Here is a 25,277-nt window from a genome sequence, read left to right on the forward strand (position 1 = left end):
GCCACTCCCATAAAAAAGACAGCCCGAAGGCTGTCCTTTTGCAGAGTGGCTCAAGACCGGCTGGTCTTACTTGCGCGCTGGCGGCACATCGGTGCAGGTGCCATGGGCCACTTCCGCAGCCATGCCAATGCTCTCGCCCAAGGTGGGGTGCGGGTGGATGGTCTTGCCGATGTCCACGGTGTCTGCACCCATCTCGATGGCCAGGGCGATCTCGCCGATCATGTCGCCGGCGTGCGTGCCAACCATGCCGCCGCCGAGGATCTTGCCGTGGCCATGGGCTTCGGGCGAGTCGTCAAACAGCAGCTTGGTAAAGCCTTCGTCGCGGCCATTGGCAATGGCGCGGCCAGAAGCAGCCCAGGGGAACAGGCCTTTCTTGACCTTGATGCCTTGGGCCTTGGCCTGGTCTTCGGTGAGACCCACCCATGCCACTTCGGGATCGGTGTAGGCCACCGATGGGATCACGCGGGCATTGAAAGCGGCAGCGGCCAGCTCCTTGTTGCCTTGCAGCTCACCAGCGATCACTTCAGCGGCCACATGCGCTTCGTGCACGGCCTTGTGTGCCAGCATGGGCTGGCCCACGATGTCGCCGATCGCGAAGATGTTGGGCACATTGGTGCGCATCTGGATATCGACATTGATAAAGCCACGGTCCGTCACGGACACGCCTGCAGCCTCTGCGCCGATCTTCTTGCCATTGGGCGTGCGGCCCACGGCTTGCAGCACCAGGTCGTAGACCTGGGGTTCGGGCACGGTCACGCCGTCCTTGGCAGGCTCGAACGAGACCTTGATGCCTTCGGGCGTCGCTTCGGCAGCCACGGTCTTGGTGTTGACCATGATGTTGTCAAAGCGCGGCGCGTTCATCTTCTGCCAGACCTTGACCAGGTCGCGGTCAGCGCCTTGCATCAGGCCATCCATCATCTCGACCACATCCAGGCGTGCGCCCAGCGTGCTGTAGACGGTGCCCATTTCCAGGCCGATGATGCCGCCGCCCAGGATCAGCATGCGCTTGGGCACCGCCTTCAGGTCGAGTGCGCCGGTGGAATCGACCACGCGCTCGTCCTTGGGCATGAAGGGCAGATGCACTGCCTGCGAGCCCGCAGCGATGATGGCCTTCTTGAACTGCACGACCTTCTTGGCGCCAGTCTTGTCCTGGCCGTCGCCCGAGGTTTCCTGCACTTCGATGTGGTTGGCGCTGACGAAATTGCCGTAGCCGCGCACGATCGTGACCTTGCGCATCTTGGCCATCTGGCCCAGACCGCCGGTCAGCTTGCCGATGACCTTTTCCTTGTGGGCACGCAGCTGGTCGATATTGACCTCGGGCGCTGCGAACTTGACGCCGGCGACTTCCAGGTGCTTGACCTCGTCCATCACGGCAGCCACATGCAGCAGTGCCTTCGATGGGATGCAACCCACGTTCAGGCAGACGCCGCCCAGGGTCTTGTAGCGCTCGATCAGCACCACCTTGAGGCCCAGGTCAGCGGCGCGGAAGGCCGCAGAGTAGCCGCCTGGGCCGCCGCCCAGCACGACCACGTCACAGTCTTCATCGACCTGGCCGCTGTAGTTGCTGGCCACCGGTGCCGGCGCTGCAGCTTGCGCTGCCGCAGCAGCCACCGCTGCTGCAGGAGCTGGCGCGGGCGACGAGGCTGCAGGTGCAGCAGCAGCTGCGGGGGCAGCGGCTGCGCCTTCTGCGGCTTCCAGCGACAGAATCACCGAGCCTTCAGCGACCTTGTCACCGATCTTGATCTTGAGCTCCTTGACCACGCCGGCATGGCTCGACGGGATCTCCATCGAGGCCTTGTCCGATTCGACGGTGATCAGCGACTGGTCCTTGGCGACGGTGTCGCCAGGCTGCACCAGCAGCTCGATCACGCCCACTTCAGCGAAATCACCAATGTCGGGGACTTTGATATCTACGATTGCCATAGTGTGCGTCTCCGATTACAGGATGATGCGGCGGTAGTCCGCCAGCACCTGGCCCAGGTAGGCATTGAAGCGTGCGGCCGAGGCGCCGTCGATGACGCGGTGGTCGTACGACAGGCTCAGCGGCAGCATCAGGCGTGGCACAAACTGCTTGCCGTCCCAGACCGGCTTGATCGCCGATTTGGACAGGCCCAGGATCGCCACTTCGGGTGCATTCACGATAGGCGTGAAGTGCGTGCCACCAATGCCGCCCAGCGACGAGATGGAAATGCAGCCGCCTTGCATGTCGGCCGCGCCCAGCTTGCCGTCGCGTGCCTTCTTGGCCAGCTCACCCATTTCTGCGCTGATCTGGATGATGCCCTTCTTGTCGGCATCCTTGAGCACCGGCACCACCAGGCCATTGGGCGTGTCTGCCGCAAAGCCGATGTTGAAGTACTGCTTGTAGACCAGGGTGTCGCCATCGAGGCTGGTGTTGAACTCAGGGAACTTCTTGAGTGCAGAGACCAGGGCCTTGATCACGAAGGCCAGCATGGTGACCTTGACGCCGCTCTTCTCGTTTTCCTTGTTCGTGGAGACGCGGAAGGCTTCGAGCTCGGTGATGTCGGCCTCGTCATTGTTGGTGACGTGCGGGATCATCACCCAGTTGCGGTGCAGGTTGGCGCCCGAGATCTTCTTGATGCGCGAGAGGTCCTTGCGCTCGACGGTGCCGAACTTGCTGAAATCAACCTTGGGCCATGGCAGCAGATCCAGACCTGCGCCAGAGCCGCCACCAGCGGGCGCCTTGGCCGCCTGTGCCTTCGTCTGCACGGCACCGGCCATCACCTGCTTGGTGAAGGCTTGCACGTCATCGGCGGTGATACGGCCCTTGTTGCCCGAGCCCTTGACCTCGTCCAGCGGCACACCCAGCTCACGCGCAAACTTGCGCACCGATGGCGATGCATAAGGCATCGCGCCCGATGGTGGCACGGTGGGGTTGTGGGCCGGCACGGCAGCAGCCGGTGCAGCGGCGACAGGCGCTGCTGCAGGGGCTGGAGCGCTGGCAGCGGGGGCCGGCGCAGCAGCAGCCGGGGCTTGCGCGGCGGGTGCGGACGCTGGCGCAGCAGCGGCGCTGCCTTCCAGAATGGCGACCAGATCACCGACATTGATGGTGTCGCCAATCTTGACCTTGAGCTCCTTGACCACACCAGCGGCGGGCGATGGGATTTCCATCGAGGCCTTGTCGGACTCGACGGTGAACAGCGACTGCTCTTCGGTGACGGTATCGCCCACCTTGACCAGCAGCTCGATCACGGCCACATCCTTGAAGTCACCGATATCGGGGACTTTCACTTCGACCGGGCCCGAGGCCACAGGCGCAGCAGCAGCCTGGGGTGCAGGCGTAGGAGTAGCCGCAGGAGCGGTTGCCGCAGCGGCTGGTGCCGGTGCCGGCGCAGCGGGTGCGGCAGCAGCAGCATCGGCCGCCTCGAGCTTGATGATGACCGAGCCTTCGGCCACCTTGTCGCCAATCTTGACGACGATTTCCTTGACCACGCCAGCGTGGCTGGACGGAATCTCCATCGAGGCCTTGTCGGACTCGACGGTGATCAGCGACTGGTCCTTGGCGACGGTGTCACCGGGCTTGACGAGCAACTCGATCACGCCCACTTCTGCGAAGTCGCCAATATCGGGGACTTGAATGTCAATCAATGCCATTGTGTTGTCTCCTGGTGCAATTTAGGCGTACAGCGGGTTGATCTTGTCGGCGTTGATGCCGTACTTGGCAATCGCATCGGCGACCTTTTGCGCGGGCAGCTTGCCGTCTTCGGCCAGCGCCTTCAAGGCGGCAACCACGATGTAGTGGCGGTCGATCTCGAAGTGCTCGCGCAGCTTGCGGCGGAAGTCCGAGCGGCCAAAGCCGTCCGTGCCCAGCACCTTGTAGGTACGGCCAGCGGGGATGAAGGGGCGAATCTGCTCGGCGTAGGACTTCATGTAATCGGTCGAGGCGATCACCGGGCCGGTGCTGTTACCCAGCTCGGCGGTCACAAACGGCACCTTGGCGGTTTCCAGCGGGTGCAGCAGGTTCCAGCGGTCTGCGTCCTGGCCGTCGCGGGTCAGTTCGTTGAACGATGGGCAGCTCCAGACGTCGGCAGTCACGCCCCAGTCGGCAGCCAGCAGCTCTTGCGCAAAGAAGGATTCGCGCAGGATGGTGCCCGAGCCCAGCAGTTGCACGCGCAGGTCACCGGCGCCACCGGCCTTGCACAGGTACATGCCCTTGAGGATCTTTTCCTCGGTGCCGGGCGTGAGGCCTGGCATCGCATAGTTTTCGTTCAGCAGGGTCAGGTAGTAGAAGATGTTTTCCTGGTTCTGCACCATGCGGCGCAGGCCTTCGTGCATGATCACCGCCACTTCGTGCGAGAAGGTCGGGTCGTAGCTGATGCAGTTGGGGATCGTGCCCGCCAGGATGTGGCTGTGGCCGTCTTCGTGCTGCAGACCTTCGCCGTTCAAGGTGGTACGGCCCGAGGTGCCGCCCAGCAAGAAGCCGCGCGCCTGCAGGTCGCCTGCGGCCCAGGCCAGATCGCCAATGCGCTGGAATCCGAACATCGAGTAGTAGATGTAGAACGGAATCATGATGCGGTTGCTATGGCTGTAGCTGGTTGCCGCTGCAATCCAGCTGGACATGCCGCCCGCTTCGTTGATGCCTTCCTGCAGGATCTGACCCTTGGTGTCTTCCTTGTAGTACATCACCTGGTCTTTGTCGACCGGGGTGTACTGCTGGCCATGCGGGTTGTAGATGCCGATCTGGCGGAACAGGCCTTCCATACCAAAGGTACGGGCCTCGTCCACCAGGATGGGCACCACGCGGGGGCCGATTTCCTTGTCGCGCAGCAGCTGGGTCAAGAAACGCACATAGGCTTGCGTGGTCGAGATCTCACGGCCTTCTGGCGTGGCTTCGAGCACGGCCTTGAAGGTGTCCAGCGCAGGCACGGTGAACTGCTCGTCGGCCTTTTCGCGGCGCTTGGGCAGGTAACCGCCCAAGGCCTTGCGGCGCTCGTGCAGGTACTTCATCTCCGGGGTGTCGTCGGCTGGCTTGTAGAAAGGCAGCTCGGCAATCTGGCTGTCCGGGATCGGGATGTTGAAACGGTCGCGGAAGGCCTTGATGTCCTCATCGGCCAGCTTCTTGGTCTGGTGGACATTGTTCTTGCCCTCGCCAACCTTGCCCATGCCAAAGCCCTTGACGGTCTTGACCAGCAAGACGGTGGGCTGACCCTGGTGGTTTTGCGCGGCGTGGAAAGCGGCGTAGACCTTTTGCGAATCGTGGCCACCGCGCTGCAGGTTCCAGATCTCGTCGTCGCTCATGTGCTCGACCATCTTCAGGGTGCGTGGATCGCGGCCGAAGAAATTCTTGCGCACATAGGCACCGTCATTGGCCTTGAACGCCTGGTAGTCGCCGTCGTTGCACTCCATCATGATCTTGCGCAGCGCGCCGTCATGGTCCTTGGCCAGCAAGGCATCCCAGCCCTTGCCCCAGATCAGCTTGATCACGTTCCAGCCGGAACCACGGAACTCGCCTTCGAGCTCCTGGATGATCTTGCCGTTGCCGCGCACCGGGCCATCGAGGCGCTGGAGGTTGCAGTTGATCACGAAGATCAGGTTGTCGAGGTTTTCACGCGCGGCCAGGCCGATCGCGCCCAAGGATTCGACCTCGTCCATCTCGCCGTCGCCGCAGAACACCCAGACCTTGCGGTTTTCGGTGTTGGCAATGCCACGGGCGTGCAGGTACTTCAAAAAGCGCGCCTGGTAGATCGCCATGATGGGGCCCAGGCCCATGGACACGGTGGGGAACTGCCAGAAATCGGGCATCAGCTTGGGGTGGGGGTAGCTGGACAGACCCTTGCCATCCACTTCCTGGCGGAAGTTGAGCAGCTGCTCTTCGCTGATACGGCCTTCGAGGTAGGCGCGGGCATAGATGCCGGGCGAGACGTGGCCTTGGATGTAGAGGCAGTCGCCACCGTGGTTGTCGCTCTCGGCGTGCCAGAAATGGTTGAAGCCGGCACCAAACATGCTGGCCAGCGACGCGAAGGAGCCGATGTGGCCACCCAGGTCGCCACCTTCTGGTGGGTGAATGCGGTTGGCCTTGACCACCATGGCCATGGCGTTCCAGCGCATGTAGGCGCGCAGGCGTTGTTCGATCTCGAGGTTGCCGGGGCTGCGCGCCTCCTGCTCGGTCTCGATGGTGTTGACGTAGCCGGTCTTGGCGGAGAAAGGCAGATCGACGCTGTTCTGGCGCGCGTGCTCGAGCAATTGCTCGATCAGCGAGTGGGCGTAATCTGCGCCTTCACGGTCGATCACAGCGGACAGCGCGTCCATCCATTCTCGGGTTTCTTGGTCGTCGGTGCGGGTGGGGCCGTTGACGGCTTTTTGTTCGGATGGTTCGGACATGCTCGCGTCTCCTTCAAGTGATCTGCTATGAATGACTGTGCCAGAGTTTCTCACATTTTTTGAAGATTTCAAATAGCGGTCTTCATTTTCATATTATGGGAAATTGCTGCAAACGCACAATCCATGGGCGCTACAGAAGGACGCATCGGGGACAAGATCAGCGATTTGTCCAGCATCAGGGTATGGCCGCCCTGCCCTGGTCTACACTCAGCCACCATGAATTCGACCGAGCGCCCCGCCACCCCGCCCCCGAACAGCCGACCCCGTTTGGTGCAGATGTGGCAGACCTGGTGGCGCGGGCTGTCACCTTCGAGACAAGACCGCTATGCGGCCATTGCGCCGTTGGTGGCGGTGGTGATGTTTTTTATCGCCATCGTCGCCGCTTTTTGGTATCTGCGCAGCGAAGAGCTTGAGCGTGAGCGCGAAGCCATGCGCCGCGATGTGGAATATGCCCAGCAGCGCATTCGGCTGCGCCTGTCGGAGCGCCAGGAGCAGCTGATGCGCCTGGCCCGCGACGTGGGCAACCAGGACGTCGACAAGAACGGCTTCAATGACCGGGCCGACACCTTGATCAGCCAGTACGCCGAGCTGCAGGCGCTAACCTGGATTGATACCGGCCGCCAGGTGCGCGCCACCCAGTTTGGCCCGAGCGTTGCGGCCGAGAACCTGCTCACCCTGGACGAAGTGATCCAGAAAAAGGAGCTGCTCGAGCTCTTTGAGATGGCGCGCGACCTGCAGCAACCGGTCTTCTCGCAGCCTTTGGCCACCAGCGAGACGGCGCCCATGCTGCTGCTGGAGGTGCCCATCAGCCAGAAGGGCCGCTTTGGCGGCGTGCTGCTGGCCGAGTTCTCGATCGACAACCTGCTGCGCTACGGCACACCCACCGAGATCCTGGCCCGCTATGCGGTGACCTTGCAGGACGGCAAGGGCACGACGCTGGCCGGCACGCCGCTGACCCCGCGTGTGGCGGCCCAGCGGCTGCTGCCCTGGCGCGCAGCGCCCAATGAATTCGAGATGCCGGTCGCGCCCGTGGGCAACAGCCTGAAGCTGCGTGCCCAGGGCTACCACACCTCGCTCGGCCTGGTCAGCAACGGCCTGTTCTGGCTGGTCTGTGTGCTGAGCTTTATGACCGCCTGGCTGCTGGTGGCGACCTGGCGCCACACCCGCAAGCGCATCCGCGCGCAAGAAGCGCTGCAGGGCGAGACCAATTTCCGCCGGGCGATGGAAAACAGTGTGCTCACGGGCATGCGTGCGCTCGATCTGCAAGGCCGTATCTCCTATGTGAACGCCGCCTTTTGCCAGATGACCGGCTGGAGCGAAGAAGAGCTGGTGGGCAAGCTCCCGCCCTACCCTTACTGGCCCGAGGGCGACCAGAGCACCTACCACGACATGCTGATCGACGAGATGAGCGGCAAGGTGTTTCCCGGTGGTTTCCAGATGCGGGTCAAGCGCAAGAACGGCACGATGTTCGAGGCGCGGCTCTATGTCTCGCCGCTGATCGACGGCCACGGCCGCCAGACCGGCTGGATGACCTCGATGACCGACATCACCGAGCCCAACCGCATCCGCGAGCAACTCTCGGCATCCTATGAGCGCTTCACCATCGTGCTCGAGGCGCTGGACGCCTCGGTGTCGGTGGCGCCGCTGGGCAGTGCCGAGCTGCTGTTTGCCAACAAGCTCTACCGCCAGTGGTTTGGCTCGCAAACGGTGGGCCATCTGCAACTGGTGGCCCAGGCCGGTGTGCTGCCCAGCAACAGCAATGCCAGCACCAGCATGGACGACGAAGACGGGCTGATGGGCCTGCCCAGTGACGAGATCACCACCGCCGTCAGCGGCAATGCCGAGATCTATATCGCCGAGCTGGGCAAATGGCTGGAAGTGCGCTCGCGCTACCTCAACTGGGTGGACGGGCGCCTGGCGCAGATGGTGATTGCCACTGACATCACGCCACGCCGCCAGGCTGAGGAGCAATCGGCCCGCCAGGCGGAGAAGGCCGCCACCGTGAGCCGCCTGGTGACCATGGGCGAGATGGCGTCCAGCGTGGCGCACGAGCTAAACCAGCCGCTCTCAGCGATCAGCAACTACTGCTCGGGCATGATCACCCGCGTCAAGAACGGGAGCCTGAGCGAAGAAGCGCTGCTCGGGGCCCTGGAGAAAACCGCGCACCAGGCGCAACGCGCCGGCCAGGTGATCCACCGCATCCGCTCCTTTGTCAAACGCAGCGAGCCCAACCGGGCACTGGCCGATGTCAGCGACATCGTCAGCGAAGCCGTGGAGCTGGGCTCGATCGAGCTCAAGCGCCACAATGTGCGGCTTTCGCACCACGTTGCCGCACGCCTGCCCAAGGTCAAGGTCGACAGCATCCTGATCGAGCAGGTGCTCATCAACCTGATGAAGAACGGCGCCGAATCCATTGCCAACGCCGAGCGCCCGGCCCACCAGCGCATGGTGGAACTGCGCGTCGTGCCTCGCAAGATCGACGCCACGGATGTGATAGAGTTTTCCGTTCAAGATACGGGGCGCGGCCTGTCACCTGAAGCACTGGAGCGCCTGTTCCAGGCCTTCTTCTCTACCAAGAGCGAAGGCATGGGAATCGGTCTCAATCTCTGCCGCAGCATTGTCGAATCTCACCATGGCCGGATGCAGGCCGAGAACCTCTACAATGGTCCGGAGGTGACAGGTTGTAATTTCAGCTTTTGGATTCCGGTGGCCAGCCCCGCGGAGTCGGCTGAATAGCCAGCGCTATACCCATACTGATAGAAGGAATTGTGCATGAGCTTGATCCCCAAAAAGGGCACGGTCTACGTAGTCGATGACGATGAGGCGGTGCGTGACTCGCTTCAATGGTTGCTGGAGGGCAAGGATTACCGGGTGCGCTGCTTTGATTCGGCCGAATCCTTCTTGGCACGCTACGATGCCCGCGAGGTCGCCTGCCTGATTGTCGATATCCGCATGGGTGGCATGAGTGGCCTGGAACTGCAGGACCGCCTGATCGAGAACAAGTCGCCGCTGCCCATCGTCTTCATCACCGGCCACGGCGACGTGCCGATGGCCGTGGACACGATGAAAAAAGGCGCCATGGATTTCATCCAGAAGCCTTTTGACGAAGCCCAGCTCGATGCCTTGGTCGAGCGCATGCTCGACCAGGCGCGCGATGCCTTCGCTGGCCACCAGCAAGCGGCCAGCCGCGATGCACTGCTGGCCAAGCTCACCGGACGCGAGTCGCAGGTGCTCGAGCGCATTGTGGCCGGCCGCCTGAACAAGCAGATCGCCGATGACCTGGGCATCAGCATCAAGACCGTCGAGGCGCACCGCGCCAACATCATGGAAAAGCTGGGCGCCAATACCGTCGCTGATCTGCTCAAGATTGCGCTGGGCTCGAATGCAGCGGCCAAGGCAACGTGATAAATTAGCGGCCTTCGCGCCCTAGGGACAACGTTCCAACAACGCTTCTCCAAGCGCAATGCGCCGGTACCGGCTTCGGTACGGCGCATTTTTCAATTCCGCGCGCCATGCTGGGGGCTCGCCCGGCTGCTGGACCACGCGCAACCCTTTTTGGATGACCACATGACTGCTCAATTGATCGATGGCAAGGCCCTCTCCCAGCAACTGCGTGCCGATGTCAAGGCGCGAGCCGACCAGCTCAAGGCCAAGGGCATCGTTCCGGGTCTGGCCGTGATCCTGGTCGGTGACAACCAGGCCAGCCAGGTCTATGTGCGCAACAAGGTCAAGTCCTGCGAAGAATGCGGCTTCCATTCGGTGCTGGAGAAGTACGACGCAAGCATGACCGAGGCCGCGTTGCTGGCCCGGGTCGAGGCGCTCAACAACGACCCGAGCATCCACGGCATCCTGGTGCAGCTGCCGCTGCCCAAGCACATCGACGACCACAAGGTCATCGAAGCCATCTCGCCCACGAAGGACGTGGACGGCTTCCATGTGGCCAGCGCCGGCGCGCTGATGGTGGGCGAAGTGGGCTTCAAGGCCTGCACGCCCTACGGCTGCATGAAGATGCTCGAATCGATCGGCATGAAGGACCTGCGCGGCAAGCACGCCGTGGTGATCGGCCGCTCCAACATCGTGGGCAAGCCCATGGCGATGATGCTGCTGGCAGCCAACGCCACCGTCACCATCACCCACAGCGGCACGGCTGACCTGGCTGCGATGACGCGCCAGGCCGATATCATTGTGGCGGCCGTGGGTAAGGTCAATGTGCTGACCGCCGACATGGTCAAGCCCGGCGCCGTGGTGATCGATGTGGGCATGAACCGCAATGCCGAAGGCAAGCTCTGCGGCGATGTGGATTTTGAGGGCGTCAAGGAAGTCGCCGGCTACATCACCCCCGTGCCCGGCGGTGTGGGCCCGATGACCATCACCATGCTGATGGTCAACACGCTGGAGTCGGCCGAGCGCGCCTGATCTCCGCAAAATCGCCTCAATTCCGAGGCGATTTATCGCTGCGGTAAAACTATGAAAACGATAGCTGTTGGCATCCGCCTTGCCGGTGCCAGCAGCTTTTTTTTGTGCTTAAATGACAGGCAATGATCTCCGGATCGTGATTACATTCCAAGTGCCAACATGGCATTGATTGCAGGGCGCCAGGCCCCATATACAGCACCATGACCAATCCATTGCTCGACTTCAGCGGCCTGCCCCGCTTTGACCAGGTCCAACCTGAACATATTGCCCCCGCCATCGACCAGCTTCTGGCCGACAGTGAAGCTGCCCTCAAGACGGTCACGGCGCCCGGGTTCCCGGCGCAATGGAACGAGATCGCCAAGGTGCTCGATGTCAGCACCGAAAAGCTCGGCCGGGCCTGGGGCATGGTCGGCCACCTCAACTCCGTGGCCGACACGCCTGCGCTGCGCGCCGCCTACAACGCCGAGATGCCCAAGGTCACCGCCTTCTGGACGCAGCTGGGCGCCGACGAGGCGCTGTATGCCAAGTACAAGGCCATCGACCCGGCCAGCCTGAACAGCGAACAAAAGCAGGCCTGGGACAACGCGATGCGCAACTTTGTGCTCGGCGGCGCCGAGCTGCAAGGCCAGGCGCGCGAGACCTATGCGCAGCTGCAAGAAAAAAGCGCCATCGCCTGCCAAAAGTACAGCGAAAACGCGATGGATGCGACCGACCAGTTTGCCTACTACGCAGAGCTCGATGAGCTCGCTGGCGTGCCGCAGGACGTCATCCAGGCCGCCCGCGCTGCGGCCGAGGCCGAAGGCAAGCCCGGCTACAAGCTGACCTTGAAGATCCCCAGCTACCTGCCGGTGATGCAGTTTGCCAAGAGCAGCGCCTTGCGCGAGAAGCTCTACCGCGCCTACACCACGCGGGCCAGCGAGTTTGGCGATACCAAGCTCGACAACACGCCCTTGATGGTCGAGATTTTGAAGATGCGCGAGCAAGAAGCGCATCTGCTGGGCTATCCCAGCTTTGGCGAGTTGTCGGTGGCGCCCAAGATGGCCCAGTCCTCCGCCCAGGTGCTCGAATTTTTGCAGGAGCTCGCCAGCAAGGCCAAGCCCTATGGCCAAAAGGATGTGCAAGACCTGCGCGACTATGCCCGCACCGAGTTGGGCCTGGACAACCCGCAGGCCTGGGACTGGGGCTACATTGGCGAGCACCTCAAAGAGGCGCGCTACGCCTTCAGCGAGCAGGAGCTCAAGCAGTATTTCCCGGCGCCTAAGGTGCTGGCTGGGCTCTTCCGCATTGTCGAGACCTTGTTTGGTGTGCAGATCAAGGGCGACCTCGCTCCGGTCTGGAACCAGGACGTGGCCTTCTACCGCATCGAGCGCGACGGCGTGCTGGTCGGCCAGTTCTACCTCGATCCGCCTGCCCGCAACGGCAAGCGCGGCGGCGCCTGGATGGACGATGTGCGCACCCGCTGGCTGCGCCCGGACAACGGCGAGCTGCAAACCCCGATCGCGCACCTGGTCTGCAATTTTGCCGCCGGCGTCGATGGCAAGCCACCGCTGCTGACCCATGACGACGTGATCACCCTCTTCCACGAAACCGGCCACGGCCTGCACCATATGCTCACCCAGGTCAACGAGCGTGATGTCTCCGGCATCGGTGGTGTGGAATGGGATGCGGTCGAGCTGCCCAGCCAGTTCATGGAGAACTTCTGCTGGGAATGGGAAGTGCTGCGCCATATGACGGCCCATGTCGACACCGGCGAGCCTCTGCCCCGCGCGCTCTACGACAAGATGATTGCGGCCAAGAACTTCCAATCGGGCATGCAGACCTTGCGCCAGATCGAGTTCTCGCTGTTTGACATGCGCATCCACACCGAGCTGTCGGGCAATGGCATCGATGCAGACGCCATCTATGGCGTGATGCGCGATGTGCGCCGCCAGGTGGCCGTGCTCGACCAGCCAGACTTCAACCGCATGCCCAACACCTTCACCCACATCTTTGCGGGTGGCTATGCAGCCGGTTACTACAGCTACAAATGGGCGGAGGTGCTGTCGGCCGACGCCTTTGCCAGCTTTGAAGAAGCAGCGCAAAAGCGCGGCAGCAGCGATGTGGTGGACCGCGAGGTGGGCCAGCGCTACCTGCATGCGATTTTGGAAGCCGGTGGCAGCCGCCCAGCGATGGAATCGTTCAAGGCCTTCCGGGGCCGTGAGCCGCAGCTCGATGCGCTGCTGCGCCACCAGGGCATGGCCGAGCCGCTGACGGCCTGAGCGGGCCGTCTGCCGGCCGCCCCCTGCCGGTCACTCCTGCAGTGCCCGGCAGACCGCAGCCCACAGCCTGTTGGGGTGCTGCGCAGGCATAATGGCGCTACAACAGCTATAGAGAGGGATAGGCATGAAGACAAAGGCTTTGGGCAGCATGCTCGTCGGCACCGCAATCGCTTGCGCTGCAGGCTGGGCAAGCGCACAAACGGTGTACCGCATTGTGGGCCCCGATGGCCGGGTCACGTTCTCGGACCGCGCGCCCACGTCCGACACACCGAGCCAATCGGTATCGACGGGTGCTGTCACCGAGCCTGCGGGTACCCGGATCAATGACCTGCCGCTGGAAGTCAAACAAGCGGCCACCAAGTACCCGCTGACCTTCTACACCAGCAAGGACTGCGGTGCCTGTGATGTGGCCCGCCGCTACCTGCAGACCCGGGGCGTGCCTTTTGCAGAAAAGACGGTGACCTCCAATGCCGAAATCCAGGCGCTGCGCAAGCTCAACCCCGATGGCACCATTCCCTTCGCCACGCTGGGAAGCCAGCATCTGAGTGGCTTTAATGAAAACGACTGGAGCGCTTACCTGGACGCAGCCGGCTATCCAGCCCAGTCCAAGCTGCCCTCCAGCTACCGCCCCGCCCCTGCGCAGCCTTTGATTCCCAAGGTGATTGCCCCGGCCGCTCCTGCTGCCGCGCAACCGGCAGACGGCAGTGCCGAGCCAGCGCCCGGTAACCAGAGCGTCGAGCCCGATCGCGTCACGCCCAGCAACCCGACCGGGATTGTGTTCTAAGCAAACGCCATCCTTACAAAAAATGGCCCGACCCGGCATTCGCTGGATCGGGCCATTGCTTTAAGGCGTGGGGGGCTTGGCGGTTTTAGAACTCCAGCGTTTCCACGCCTTGCTCGGTGCCCAGCAGGCAGACAGCCGCTTTCTGGTGCGCAAATACGCCGACGGTGATGACGCCTGGCCACTGGTTCACTTCCGACTCAAAGGCGGCAGGGTCGGCAATCGCCAGACCGGTGACGTCGAGGATGTGCTGGCCGTTGTCGGTGACCAGCGGCTGGCCGTCCTTGAGGCGCAGCGTAGCCTGGCCGCCCTTGGCAGCAAAGCGGCGGGCGATCTGGGCCGCAGCCATGGGGATGACTTCCACCGGCAGCGGGAAAGCGCCCAAGGTCTGCACCTGCTTGGAGGCGTCCGCAATGCAGATAAAGCGGTCGGCGAGCGCCGCCACGATCTTCTCGCGCGTCAAGGCCGCGCCGCCGCCCTTGACCATGAAACCCTGGTGGTCGATTTCATCGGCACCATCGATATAGACCGCGAGGCGCTCGACCTCGTTGGCATCCAACACCTGGATGCCCAGCGCGCGCAGGCGCTCGGTGCTGGCCACGGAGCTGGAGACAGCGCCCGGGATCTGGTCCTTGATGGTGGCCAGTGCATCAATGAACTTGTTCACGGTGGAGCCGGTGCCCACGCCTACGATTTCTCCGGCAACCACATACTGCAGGGCTGCGCGGCCAACCTCGGCCTTTAATTCGTCTTGTGTCATGGTAGTGCGATCAGATCAGCGAAAATACAGATAACGCCTTGATTATCCCATCCCATGTCCCTGATCCCCTATTCCCTCTCCCGCGCCGTTCTGTTTGGCATGCAGCCCGAAGCTGCCCACGACTTCACGATGGACATGCTGGCCAAGGGCCAGAACACGCCGCTGGCCTGCGCCTGGCGCCAAAGCCGGGTGAGCGACCCGATCACCTTGGCGGGGCTGCCGTTCCCCAACCGGGTGGGCATGGCAGCGGGCCTGGACAAGAACGCCCGCGCCATCGATGGCCTGGGCGCCATGGGTTTTGGCTTTGTCGAGGTGGGCACGGTCACGCCGCTGGCCCAGCCGGGCAACCCCAAGCCGCGCATGTTCCGCATCCCTGAGCGCGACGCGCTGATCAACCGCCTGGGCTTCAACAACGAAGGCCTGGCAGCCTTTGTGGCCAATGTGAAAAAGGCGCAGTTTCGCAAGCAGGCATCGCCTTTGCTGCTGGGCCTCAATATTGGCAAGAACGCGGCCACGCCGATCGAAAACGCCACCAGCGACTACCTGCTGTGCCTCGATGCGGTCTACCCCCATGCCGACTACATCACGGTCAACATCAGCTCGCCCAATACCAAGAACCTGCGCGCACTGCAAAGCGATGAGGCGCTCGATGCCCTGCTGAGCGCACTGGTGCAGCGCCGCGAGCAGCTGGCACGCGAGCATGGCAAGCACAAGCCGGTGTTCTTGAAGATTGCCCCCGATCTGAGCGAAGAGCAGGTCATCGTGATTGCCAACAGCCTCAAAGCCCATGGCATGGATGGCGTGATTGCCACCAATACCACCATCAGCCGCGATGCGGTGCAAGGCCTGCAGCATGCAGAAGAAACCGGTGGCCTCTCGGGCCGGCCGGTGTTCGAGGCCAGCAATGCCGTGGTGCGCCAGTTGCGCGCGGCTCTGGGCCCGCAGTTCCCGATCATTGGTGTGGGCGGCATCCTGAGCGGAGCCGACGCGGTCGAGAAGATCAAGGCCGGCGCCGATGTGGTGCAGATCTACACGGGCCTGATCTACCGGGGCCCCGGCCTCGTCACCGAGATTGCGCAGGCGCTGAAAGCGCAAGGCGGCCGGCGCTGATCCCGTCATCGCAACCCGCACCAGGCCAGCATGCGCTGGCCTTTTTTGTGCTCACCTGCTGCGCCGATGTGTCCGAGCGTCTCGCTCAAGCCGCAGTTTTCAAGCTCGCCAGGCCCAGCTTGGCCAGCAGCTTGGCGTCGCTATCTGCCTCCGGGTTGCCGGTGACCAGCAGCTTGTCACCATAGAAAATCGAATTGGCGCCCGCCATAAAGCACAGCGTCTGCACCGCCTCACCCAGTTGCTGGCGGCCGGCGGACAGGCGGATGCGGGCCCGTGGCATCACAATGCGCGCCACGGCAACCACGCGCACAAAATCCAGCGGGTCCACCGGTTCGCTATCGGCCAGCGGCGTGCCGGGCACGCGCACCAGGCTGTTGATGGGCACGGACTCCGGGTAAGGCTGCATATTGGCCAGCTGGGCCAGCAGCGCGGCACGGTCCACCGGCGTCTCGCCCATGCCGACAATACCGCCGCAGCATACGCTGATGCCTGCAGCGCGGACATGGGCCAGCGTATCGAGCCGCTCCTGGTACTGCCGCGTGCTGACCACATCGCGGTAGTAGTCCGGCCCGGTATCCAGGTTGTGGTTGTAGTAATCCAGCCCAGCATCGCGCAGCGCCTGCGCCTGGTGGGGTGCCAACATGCCCAAGGTGGCGCAGCTCTCCAGGCCCAGCGCCTTCACCGCCGCGATCATCGCGCTGACCTGGGCGATATCCCTGTCCTTGGGTGCACGCCAGGCTGCACCCATGCAAAAGCGGCTGGCACCCGCCGCCTTGGCCGCTTGCGCCGCGCGCACCACCTCCGCCACATCCATCAGCTTGTCGGCCTTGACCCCCGTGTCATAGGCCGCTGACTGCGGGCAATAACCGCAGTTTTCCGGGCATCCCCCTGTTTTGACGGAAAGCAACGTGGCCAGCTCGATATCACCGGCTGGCCAGTGCGCATGGTGGACCGTTTGCGCGTGGAACATCAAGGCCATAAAGGGCATCTCCAACAGGGCTTGCACTTGGGCCACCGGCCAGGGCTCTTTGGCTGCCGGCTGGGTTGCGGCAGCTCTGGGATGCCAATGCACCGCTGACAGGGCGGCATCCGGGGTATGGGGGCTGGACATGGGAAATCTCCTCAATCGCTACCCGTTGCGGTATGCCTGGGTATGGCAGTTATTGTGTCCATTACCAGGCCGCATCGGCCCCTTGCGTCACCGGCTCTTCCGGCCCTGCCTGGCAGTTTTGCTACGCCGTCAATTTAAGGCGCTGTTGCAGGTGCATTGCAGGCATGAAGAAGACAGATTTCTGCAATGTCTGCCAATATGCAGCCAACCACCTGCTTTATGCATTGACTGGAAGGCTCCGCCGCGGTAACAAGGCATGCAGATAGCTGCAGATAAGGTGCCAGGAACGCGGGCAGATGCCCATCGGGGCCATGGCCGTCCAGCTTTGGCCCCGCTCGCCAAATACCACTGGCAGAATTTGGGAGTTTATTGACACTGGCGCCGTGTTTTAGTCCCAGTGCCTTTAAGGGTCTTTGCAAAAATCGTGCATAAAAAAGCCGCAACGGCGTGCGGCGGTTGTGGGGCTCAGCGCAGTGTCTCAGGCAGCCGCACCTTCTGGTGCCGCTGGCAGCTCTTCAAAGAACACCAGGTGGTTGCCAAAGGGATCGGCAATGCGCATCTCCAGCATGCCCCAGGGCATGCGCTCCAGCCCGGGCTTGGCATGGCGGTAGTTTTTGGCCAGCAAGCTTTGCTGGAAGGCCTGCAGCTGCGGCCAGGCAATGCGCACCGTGCTGCCGGGGCAGGCATCACCATGGTGTTCGCTCAGATGCAGCAAGCAGGCCAGGCCCGCAGCGCTGCGCAGGCTCAGCTGCTGGTAGAGCGGAAAGTCGTCACCAAAGCGGTGGGTCCAGTCCTGTACAAAGCCCAGAAACTCCTGGTAGAACTCTGCAGCCCGCTGGGCGTCGAAGCTGCGCAGCACCGGGATGACACAGGCTTGAAAAGTGGGGGTATCCGCCATGCTGAAGACCGCCTCAACCCAGCGCCGCAATCACATCGGCGGGTGCCTGCACCAGCTCGATCAGCACGCCCTCGCCGGCGATGGGGAACTCGTCATTGCTCTTAGGATGCAAAAAGCAGATGTCATGGCCTGCAGCGCCGGGACGAATGCCGCCTGGCGCAAAACGCACGCCCTGGGCGGTGAGCCATGCCACGGCCTGGGGCAGGTCGTCGATCCACAGACCAATGTGGTTGAGGGGCGTGGCGTGTACGGCAGGCTTTTTGTCGATGTCCAGCGGCTGCATGATGTCGACCTCGACAGCGAAGGCCCCTTGGCCCATCGCCAGGATATCCTCGTCGACATTCTCGCGCTCGCTGCGGAAGCTGCCCGTTTGTGCCAGGCCCAGCATGTCGACCCAGAGTTTTTTCATGCGCTCCTTATCGGTACCGCCTATCGCTACTTGCTGGATTCCCAAAACCTTGAACGGACGCTGTGCTGACATGCTGTGTGGCTCCTTGTATAGATGGTGAGGCTTGTGCCGCAGCAGCCATTGTGCCAAGGCTTGGCCGCCATCGCGGTAGAGCGTGCGACGCAAAGAATGCCATGATGGTGCTTGCGCATCTCTGCGAAATGGTCAACATTGCTTACATATTGCCGTCTCCCCCACCCGTGAAAAATTCCCCGTATTTACCCCAAATAACTACAATTTAAAGGACTCAATCATCAAATAGCATATTACTATGCTTGAATGATTTTTTTGGGACCGTCTTTGTCTCACCGTCCTCGCACCGCGCCCACCATGTTTGCTGACCTGCCCTGCCCGCCCTCCAGATCGCGTCTCCAGCCGGAAGCGGGGTTGGTCTATCTCGGATCCCTAGCGGGGCAGCCATGCCGCGTCTAGTTCCGCCGATGCCGACAACCATGCATAGCGACGCCAAGCCTGTGCGAGGCTATGCCCTGCCCAAGGGCAAACGCAGCTTGCTGCTGAGCATCTGGCCCTTTGTGGCGTTGGCAATCGTGCAGACCGTGCTGGCCATTTCCAGCCTGCATATTCTGGGGGCGATGCGGGCTTTCAGCTCTGGCGAGAGCCAGTGGAGCAAGGGCCAGAAAGATGCGACCTATGCCTTGGCACGCTATGCGGTGAGCGGTGACCCTGCCGCCTATGAGCAGTTCCACCAAGGCCTGCATATCCCCATGAGCGACATGCAGGCGCGCCTGATGCTCGAAGAGCGTGGCTATGCGGCCAGACCCCAGGCGGCCCTGCTGCTGCTGCAAGGCCACAATGAGCCCGAAGAGATCAATGCCCTGATCTGGCTGACGGTGTATTTCAAGCACACCGCATCCATCGGCCAGCTGCTGGGCCGCTGGCAAGACGCCGATGAGCCTTTGCAGGAGCTGCAGAATCTGGCGGGCGATATCTATGCCAGCATGCAGTTAGCTCCCCCTACCCCAGAGCAAAAGCAAAGCTGGCTGGCCCAGATCAATGCACTGCAGATACAGCTGTCCGAGGCCGAGCGGGCCTTCAACAAGGTGTTGGGCGATACATCGCGGGCCATGAACAAATGGCTGTGGTCCATCAATATCGGCATTGCGCTGGCCATGCTGGGCCTGCTGATGGGCCATACCTGGCGCCTGCAGCGCAAAACAGCCCGCGCCGAAGATGCACTGGATCTCGTCAGGGAGCGCGCCTCCACCACACTGGCCGCCATTGGCGAGGCGGTCATCACCACCGATGCTGCCGGGCATGTGATGTACATGAACCGTGCGGCCGAAGAGCTGCTGGGCATGAGCCTGGAGCAGCTGGTGACCAGCGAACTGGTGCAGCACATGCATATACCGCCAGCTGCAATTGCGAACCAAAGAGACGGCGACAGGGACGCCAGCATTGCGCTGGTGCAAACGGCCATTGCCGATGCCCTGCAAGGGCGCGAGCACCCGCGCGAGACGATTTTCCGGCTCTGCGATGCGCAGCACCATATGCGCGAGGTCAAACTCGCGTTCACGCCGATCGGTGACGACACCGGCACGACCGAAGCGGTCTTTGTGCTGCACGATGTGAGCCAGGAGCAAAGCTATATCCGCGAGCTGGCCTGGCAGGCCACCCATGACCAGCTGACTGGCCTGGTCAACCGCTATGAGTTCGAGCGCCTGCTGGGCGTGTTCCTGGAGCAAACCAAACAGGCTGGGGCAGCCCCGGGCGACCATGCCATCATGTACCTGGACCTGGACCAGTTCAAGGTCATCAACGACACCGCAGGCCACATTGCAGGTGACGCCATGCTGCGCGCGATGAGCGCCATGCTGCAGCGCTGCCTGCGCGCAGGGGATACGCTGGCCCGTGTCGGTGGCGACGAATTTGCCATTTTGCTCAAGCACTGCTCCTTTGATGATGCCAAGCGTATTGCCGAGCAGATCCGCGATGCCGCGCAGAATGTGCGCATCCAGTGGGGTGAGCGCAGTCTGAGTGCGGGCATCAGCATTGGCCTGGTCAAGCTCGCAGCACCCCTGGCGTCGGTCGAAGAAGTGCTGCGCGTTGCCGACATGGCCAGCTACGGTGCCAAGCAGCGCGGCCGCAACAATGTCTATGCCTACGACCCGGGTGTGGACCAGGAAATTGCCCGCTATGTCGGAGAGATGGAATGGGTCGAACGCATCAAGGCAGCGCTGGAAGGTGGGCATTTCTGCCTGTATGCACAAACCATTGAAGCGCTGAGCACCGCCGCTGACGATATCGCAGGGGGCGGCCTGCACATCGAGGTGCAAATACGCATGCGCCTGCCCGACGGCAACATCATCAGTCCCGTGCTGTTCATTCCGGCAGCCGAGCGCTATGGGCTGATGCCGATGGTGGACCGCTGGGTGGTCAAGCAAACCCTGCAGACCCTGGCCCGCCTGCAAAAAGCCGCGCACCGCCCAGCGATCTCCTGCTGCGCGATCAACCTGTCAGGCACCTCGCTGGGTGATGAGCGCCTGCTGGACTTTTTGCAAGAGCAGATTGCCCTTTATGGCGTGGACCCGCGCACGCTGTGCTTTGAGATCACCGAGACTGCTGCCATCACGCATCTGCCCAACGCCATCCGCTTGGTCAAGGCCTTGAAGGCCATTGGGTGCCGCTTCTCAATGGACGACTTTGGCGCTGGCGTCTCGTCCTTTGGCTCGCTCAAGAACCTGCCCGTGGACTTTCTCAAGATCGATGGCGCCATCGTCGCCGACATGCTCAATGAGCCTGCACACCGCGCGATGGTGGACGCCATCAACCACCTGGGCCATGCGCTGGGCATGAAGACCATTGCCGAGTTCGCATCCACGCCCGAGATTGTCGACACCCTGCGCGGCATGGGCATCGACTACGCGCAGGGCTATGCGGTAGGACGGCCCCAGCCCTTCTCCGACACTACCGAGGCACTGCCTACGGACCGCGTGCACTAGCCGAGGCAGCCCTGGCTGCATTCCGCCCACCGTTGCTGACACGGCAGCACCTGGTCAGTGGCGGACTGCAATGACGTGTTGCAGGCAGTCACGAAATGCGCATTTTGCAGCCAGCGCTTTGCTGCACAGGCCAGCACTTGGGCACCGCCGTGTGCGGGACAGGCGACGACCTCTTTCCCCCTTGCGCGGGGGAAGCCCGCCCTGGATTGCCAACAATCTTGATTCGATGGATCAGCATGCGTTTTGCCGCAACTTATGATGTACATTAATATAATTAATTAATTTCTAACCTTCAATCGTGTTAGTCAATCTTAAAGGATGGCCACGCTGGGGCTTGCGCTGGGCCAGTGCGATGGCGCTGTGCTGCGCCTTCGGCCTGGGCCAGGCCGCACCACTGGCCTATGTGGTCAACCGCGATGACAGCAATGTTTCGGTGGTCGATGTGGCGAGCAAGCGCAGCATCACCACCATCCCCGCCGGCATGGCCATGCCCCAGGAGATTGCCATCAGCCCGGACGGCTGCCTGGCCTATCTCTCCAGCGTCTGGTCCGCCACCATTGCGGTACTCGATCTGAACAAGCAGCAGTTGCTCACAGGCATTGCTTTGAACCATGTCAGCAACGATGTGGTTTTCAGCCCTTCCGGGGCACTGGCCTATGTCGACACCACCACGCCTGGCGGCGGCGCGATTGCCGTCATTGATACCGCCACCCACCAACTCATGCGCATGTTTCCCGTCAGCCCCCAAAACACCCGCGGCATCGCCGTCCATCCCGATGGTTCACGCCTGTATTCGCTCGAACAACACCGCGACCCCGATGTCGGCAAAGTGGCGGTGATCGACCCCAGCAGCGGCACGGTGCTCGAGCGCATCAGCGTCGGCGCCGATGCCAGCGATATCAAGGTACACCCGGCAGGCAACCTGGCCTATGTGGTCAACCGCGCGTCAGACGAAGCCCGTGGCCGTGTCACCGTAATCAATACGCGAACCCACAGCGTCGTCGCCACGGTCGCTGTTGGCCAGCATCCCAGTCGCATCGCCTTCCACCCCGCAGGCACCCAGGCGTATGTCACCAACAGCGGCGACGGCACCGTGTCGGTCATCGACACCGCCAGCCACGCGGTGGTCGCTGTGATCGAGGTGGACCAGACACCCCAGCATGTCGTCTTCCATCCTGCCGGGACGCATGCCTATGTGAGCAATCCGCAGCGCAATAGCCTGTCCATCATCGATACCGCCACCCAGGAAGTGCATGGCGCCGTGACGGTAGGCAGTGCCCCTTGGGGGGTTGCGCTGGCCGCTGGCGCGCACAAGGCTGCCACCAAGCAGGAAGCCAGTGGCCTGGAAGCGGGCAGCGTCGTGGCAGGCAAACCCATTCCGATCAGCGGCGTCTGGGCCGGCTTGCTGCTGTTGGTTGCGGGCATTACGGCACTGCACCGCCATGGGCAGAAGCTGATGGGCTAACCCCCCGCTGCCAAAGCCCCTGCTTTGGCCGCCCCGTGGGGCAAGGGTTGTGCAGACCATCGCTCCTGCACGCTGGCCGGTGGCTGCCTCCCCAACCCGCCAAAAACAAAGGCGCCAAGCCTTCGCTTGGCGCCTTTGCGGCGATCTGGGTGCAACAACACCGCAGTCTTAGCGGCTGCCCTTGCGCGCGGGGCCCGACTTTTTGGCCAAGCCAGGCTTGCCCGCGCCGGCGCGCACACCCGCCCGTGGCGGCAATCCGCTGTGCTGGGTCAGCAGCTGACCGGGCTTGGGCTGCGCACTGCGAAAGCGCACATCGCCCTTGGGCTCTTGCTGCTCCTGCGGGCGGCGCGGTGCCAGCGCTACAGCCTTGCCATCCTTGTTGGTGGTATAGCCCAGGCCACTACCGCTTTTGGAGCTGGTGCTGTTTTTCTTGCGCGCGCTTTGGTAGCTGCCATCGACCAGCGGCTGGAAGGTCGGGATCAGGTGCTGCTTGCCATTGCCGATCAGGTCCGAGCGCCCCATGGTCTTGAGCGCTTCGCGCAGCAGCGGCCAGTTGTTGGGGTCGTGGTAGCGCAAGAACGCCTTGTGCAGACGGCGGCGCTTTTCACCGCGCACGATGTCGACGCGCTCCTCGGCCTCGTCGCGCATCTGGCGGCGCACCTTGGTGAGCGTATTGCGGCCGCTGTGGTACATCGCGGTGGCCGTAGCCATCGGGCTGGGGTAGAAGGTCTGCACCTGGTCGGCGCGGAAGCCATTCTTCTTGAGCCAGATCGCCAGGTTCATCATGTCCTCATCGCTGGTGCCCGGGTGGGCGGCAATGAAGTAGGGAATCAGAAACTGCTTCTTGCCCGCCTCTTCGCTGAACTTTTCAAACAGCTGCTTGAAGCGGTCATAGCTGCCAATGCCCGGCTTCATCATCTTGTTCAGCGGCCCGGCCTCGGTGTGCTCGGGGGCGATCTTCAGGTAGCCGCCCACATGGTGCTGCACCAGCTCCTTGATGTACTCGGGCGACTTGACTGCCAGGTCATAGCGCAGGCCCGAGCCGATCAGGATCTTCTTGATGCCAGGGAGCTTGCGCGCGCGGCGGTAGATCTTGATCAGCGGACCGTGGTCGGTGTGTAGGTTCGGGCAGATGCCGGGGAACACGCAGCTGGGCTTGCGGCAGGCCGCCTCGATCTGCGGGCTCTTGCAGCCCAGGCGGTACATATTGGCCGTGGGGCCGCCCAGGTCCGAGATGGTGCCGGTAAAGCCCTTGACCTTGTCGCGGATGTCTTCGAGCTCCTGGATGATGGAGTCTTCCGAGCGGCTCTGGATAATGCGGCCCTCGTGCTCGGTGATCGAGCAGAAGGTGCAGCCGCCAAAGCAGCCGCGCATGATGTTGACCGAGGTGCGGATCATCTCCCAGGCAGGGATCTTGGTCGCGCCTTCGTGGCTGCCGCTCTCGTCGGCATAGGCCGGGTGCGGGCTGCGCGCATAGGGCAGGCCAAACACCCAGTCCATTTCGGCGGTGGTCAGCGGAATGGGCGGCGGATTCATCCACACATCACGGGCCGTGGCTCCTTCACCATGGGCCTGCACCAGCGCGCGGGCGTTGCCGGGGTTGGTCTCCAGGTGCAGCACGCGGTTGGCATGGGCGTAGAGGATCGGGTCGCTCTTGACCTCTTCAAAACTGGGCAGGCGCAGCACGGTGCGGTCGCGCGCCGGCATCTTGGACTTGTGGCGCAGCGAGAGGTTGGGCACAAACTGCAGCGGCTGCACATTCGACAGCGTGGGTGCGCTGGTGCTGGCAGCGCCTGCAGCCGTGCCACAGGCCGCTGCGGCGGGCGCGGCCGTGGACGCGTCAGCGCCCTGCTTTTCCGCATCTTCCTTCGCGCAGCTCTGGCCCTGGGCTTCGGCCTGCTCGCTGGTCGTCATGTAGGGGTTGATATGGGGCTCGACCTCACCGGGCTCGTCGACCGTGGTGGAGTCCACCTCGAACCAGCCCTCTTCCGATGCGCGGCGGAAAAACGAGGTGCCGCGCACATCGGTGATGTTCTCGACCGGCTCACGCGCGGCAATGCGGTGGGCCACTTCGACCAGCGCGCGCTCGGCATTGCCGTAGAGCAGGATGTCGCACTTGCTGTCCACCACAATCGAGCGGCGGACCTTGTCGCTCCAGTAGTCGTAATGCGCAATGCGGCGCAGCGAGCCTTCGATGCCGCCCAGCACAATCGGTACATCCTTGTAGGCTTCGCGGCAGCGCTGGCTGTAGACGATGGCAGCGCGGTCCGGGCGCTTGCCGCCCACATCGCCTGGCGTGTAGGCGTCGTCGGAGCGGATCTTGCGGTCAGCCGTATAACGGTTGATCATCGAATCCATATTGCCCGCCGTCACACCCCAGAACAGGTTGGGCTTGCCCAGCGCCTTGAAGGCCTCGGCGCTTTGCCAATCGGGCTGCGCAATGATGCCCACGCGAAAGCCCTGGGCCTCCAGCACACGGCCAATGACGGCCATGCCAAAGCTGGGGTGGTCCACATAGGCGTCACCGGTGACCAGGATGATGTCGCAGCTGTCCCAGCCCAGCTGGTCCATCTCGGCACGGCTCATCGGCAGAAATGGCGCAGCACCAAAGCGCTTGGCCCAGTACGGCTTGTAGCTGGTCAGCGGCTTGGCAGCACGTTCAAAAAAAGAAACATCAATCGGGGCAGACATGGGCAACAACAGTCGTGGAGTAATGCACGCGGGGCTCGGC

At 62.8% G+C, this 25,277-nt stretch carries 16 protein-coding genes; 8 read left to right on the plus strand and 8 right to left on the minus strand.

All coding sequences use genetic code 11. The annotated features are described in order from the left end of the window. Positions 1–66: 66 nt before the first annotated feature. From lpdA to aceE, 3 genes are read right to left on the minus strand one after another with little or no spacing between them, the layout of a single operon-like run. Positions 67–1,923: a dihydrolipoyl dehydrogenase gene (gene lpdA, locus WH265_RS00195; protein ID WP_339556923.1), complete on the minus strand. Its 1,857-nt coding sequence runs from the start codon at positions 1,921–1,923 to the stop codon at positions 67–69. Positions 1,924–1,938: 15 nt separating this feature from the next. Then, a complete protein-coding gene (gene aceF, locus WH265_RS00200; RefSeq protein WP_339556924.1) occupies positions 1,939–3,612 on the minus strand; it encodes a dihydrolipoyllysine-residue acetyltransferase in 1,674 nt (557 codons plus the stop codon). A 21-nt stretch (positions 3,613–3,633) separates the two neighbouring features. Next, on the minus strand, positions 3,634–6,339 hold the full coding sequence (aceE, locus tag WH265_RS00205) for a pyruvate dehydrogenase (acetyl-transferring), homodimeric type (protein ID WP_339556925.1): 2,706 nt from the start codon (positions 6,337–6,339) through the stop codon (positions 3,634–3,636). Positions 6,340–6,555: 216 nt separating this feature from the next. Between aceE and WH265_RS00210 the strand changes: the two genes are divergently transcribed. The 5 genes from WH265_RS00210 (at position 6,556) to WH265_RS00230 (ending at position 13,797) form a co-directional block, all read left to right on the plus strand. Further along, positions 6,556–9,075 carry a PAS domain S-box protein gene (locus WH265_RS00210; RefSeq protein WP_052330143.1) on the plus strand — a complete coding sequence of 840 codons (2,520 nt, stop codon included), beginning with the start codon at positions 6,556–6,558 and terminating at the stop codon, positions 9,073–9,075. 36 nt (positions 9,076–9,111) lie between these two features. Then, the gene (locus tag WH265_RS00215; RefSeq protein ID WP_021028067.1) at positions 9,112–9,744 is read left to right on the plus strand and encodes a response regulator transcription factor; all 633 of its coding nucleotides are present in this window, start codon (positions 9,112–9,114) and stop codon (positions 9,742–9,744) included. 162 nt (positions 9,745–9,906) lie between these two features. Continuing rightward, positions 9,907–10,755: a bifunctional methylenetetrahydrofolate dehydrogenase/methenyltetrahydrofolate cyclohydrolase FolD gene (folD, locus tag WH265_RS00220; RefSeq protein ID WP_339556926.1), complete on the plus strand. Its 849-nt coding sequence runs from the start codon at positions 9,907–9,909 to the stop codon at positions 10,753–10,755. Positions 10,756–10,955: 200 nt separating this feature from the next. After that, positions 10,956–13,013: a M3 family metallopeptidase gene (locus WH265_RS00225; RefSeq protein WP_021028069.1), complete on the plus strand. Its 2,058-nt coding sequence runs from the start codon at positions 10,956–10,958 to the stop codon at positions 13,011–13,013. Positions 13,014–13,137: 124 nt separating this feature from the next. After that, the gene (locus WH265_RS00230; protein ID WP_339535334.1) at positions 13,138–13,797 is read left to right on the plus strand and encodes a glutaredoxin domain-containing protein; all 660 of its coding nucleotides are present in this window, start codon (positions 13,138–13,140) and stop codon (positions 13,795–13,797) included. A gap of 85 nt (positions 13,798–13,882) precedes the next feature. On the opposite strand, the gene rpiA is transcribed toward WH265_RS00230, so the two are convergent. Continuing rightward, positions 13,883–14,554, minus strand: coding sequence for a ribose-5-phosphate isomerase RpiA (gene rpiA / locus WH265_RS00235; protein ID WP_339556927.1), 672 nt, complete (start codon positions 14,552–14,554; stop codon positions 13,883–13,885). A 54-nt stretch (positions 14,555–14,608) separates the two neighbouring features. On the opposite strand from rpiA, the gene WH265_RS00240 reads away from it, so the two are divergent. Then, entirely contained in the window at positions 14,609–15,664 is a 1,056-nt protein-coding gene (locus WH265_RS00240; protein ID WP_339556928.1) for a quinone-dependent dihydroorotate dehydrogenase, read from the plus strand. An 85-nt stretch (positions 15,665–15,749) separates the two neighbouring features. Here WH265_RS00240 and bioB read toward each other — a convergent pair whose 3' ends face one another. The 3 genes from bioB to WH265_RS00255 form a co-directional block, all read right to left on the minus strand. Continuing rightward, positions 15,750–16,775: a biotin synthase BioB gene (gene bioB, locus WH265_RS00245; RefSeq protein WP_339556929.1), complete on the minus strand. Its 1,026-nt coding sequence runs from the start codon at positions 16,773–16,775 to the stop codon at positions 15,750–15,752. A 478-nt stretch (positions 16,776–17,253) separates the two neighbouring features. Continuing rightward, positions 17,254–17,673 (minus strand): glyoxalase superfamily protein, encoded by a 420-nt coding sequence (locus tag WH265_RS00250; protein WP_339556930.1) that lies wholly within the window; start codon positions 17,671–17,673, stop codon positions 17,254–17,256. Positions 17,674–17,686: 13 nt separating this feature from the next. Next, complete coding sequence (locus WH265_RS00255; RefSeq protein ID WP_027011159.1) at positions 17,687–18,154, minus strand: VOC family protein; 468 nt, start codon at positions 18,152–18,154, stop codon at positions 17,687–17,689. Positions 18,155–18,573: 419 nt separating this feature from the next. Between WH265_RS00255 and WH265_RS00260 the strand changes: the two genes are divergently transcribed. Both WH265_RS00260 and WH265_RS00265 read left to right on the plus strand, forming a co-directional pair. Beyond that, entirely contained in the window at positions 18,574–21,081 is a 2,508-nt protein-coding gene (locus WH265_RS00260) for an EAL domain-containing protein (protein ID WP_339556931.1), read from the plus strand. A gap of 334 nt (positions 21,082–21,415) precedes the next feature. Next, the gene (locus WH265_RS00265) at positions 21,416–22,546 is read left to right on the plus strand and encodes a YncE family protein (protein WP_339556932.1); all 1,131 of its coding nucleotides are present in this window, start codon (positions 21,416–21,418) and stop codon (positions 22,544–22,546) included. A 168-nt stretch (positions 22,547–22,714) separates the two neighbouring features. Here WH265_RS00265 and WH265_RS00270 read toward each other — a convergent pair whose 3' ends face one another. Then, positions 22,715–25,237 (minus strand): YgiQ family radical SAM protein, encoded by a 2,523-nt coding sequence (locus WH265_RS00270; RefSeq protein ID WP_339556933.1) that lies wholly within the window; start codon positions 25,235–25,237, stop codon positions 22,715–22,717. Between the last annotated feature and the right edge of the window lie 40 nt (positions 25,238–25,277).

The sequence above is a fragment of the Comamonas sp. MYb396 genome (assembly GCF_037479555.1).
Classification (GTDB): domain Bacteria; phylum Pseudomonadota; class Gammaproteobacteria; order Burkholderiales; family Burkholderiaceae_C; genus Comamonas.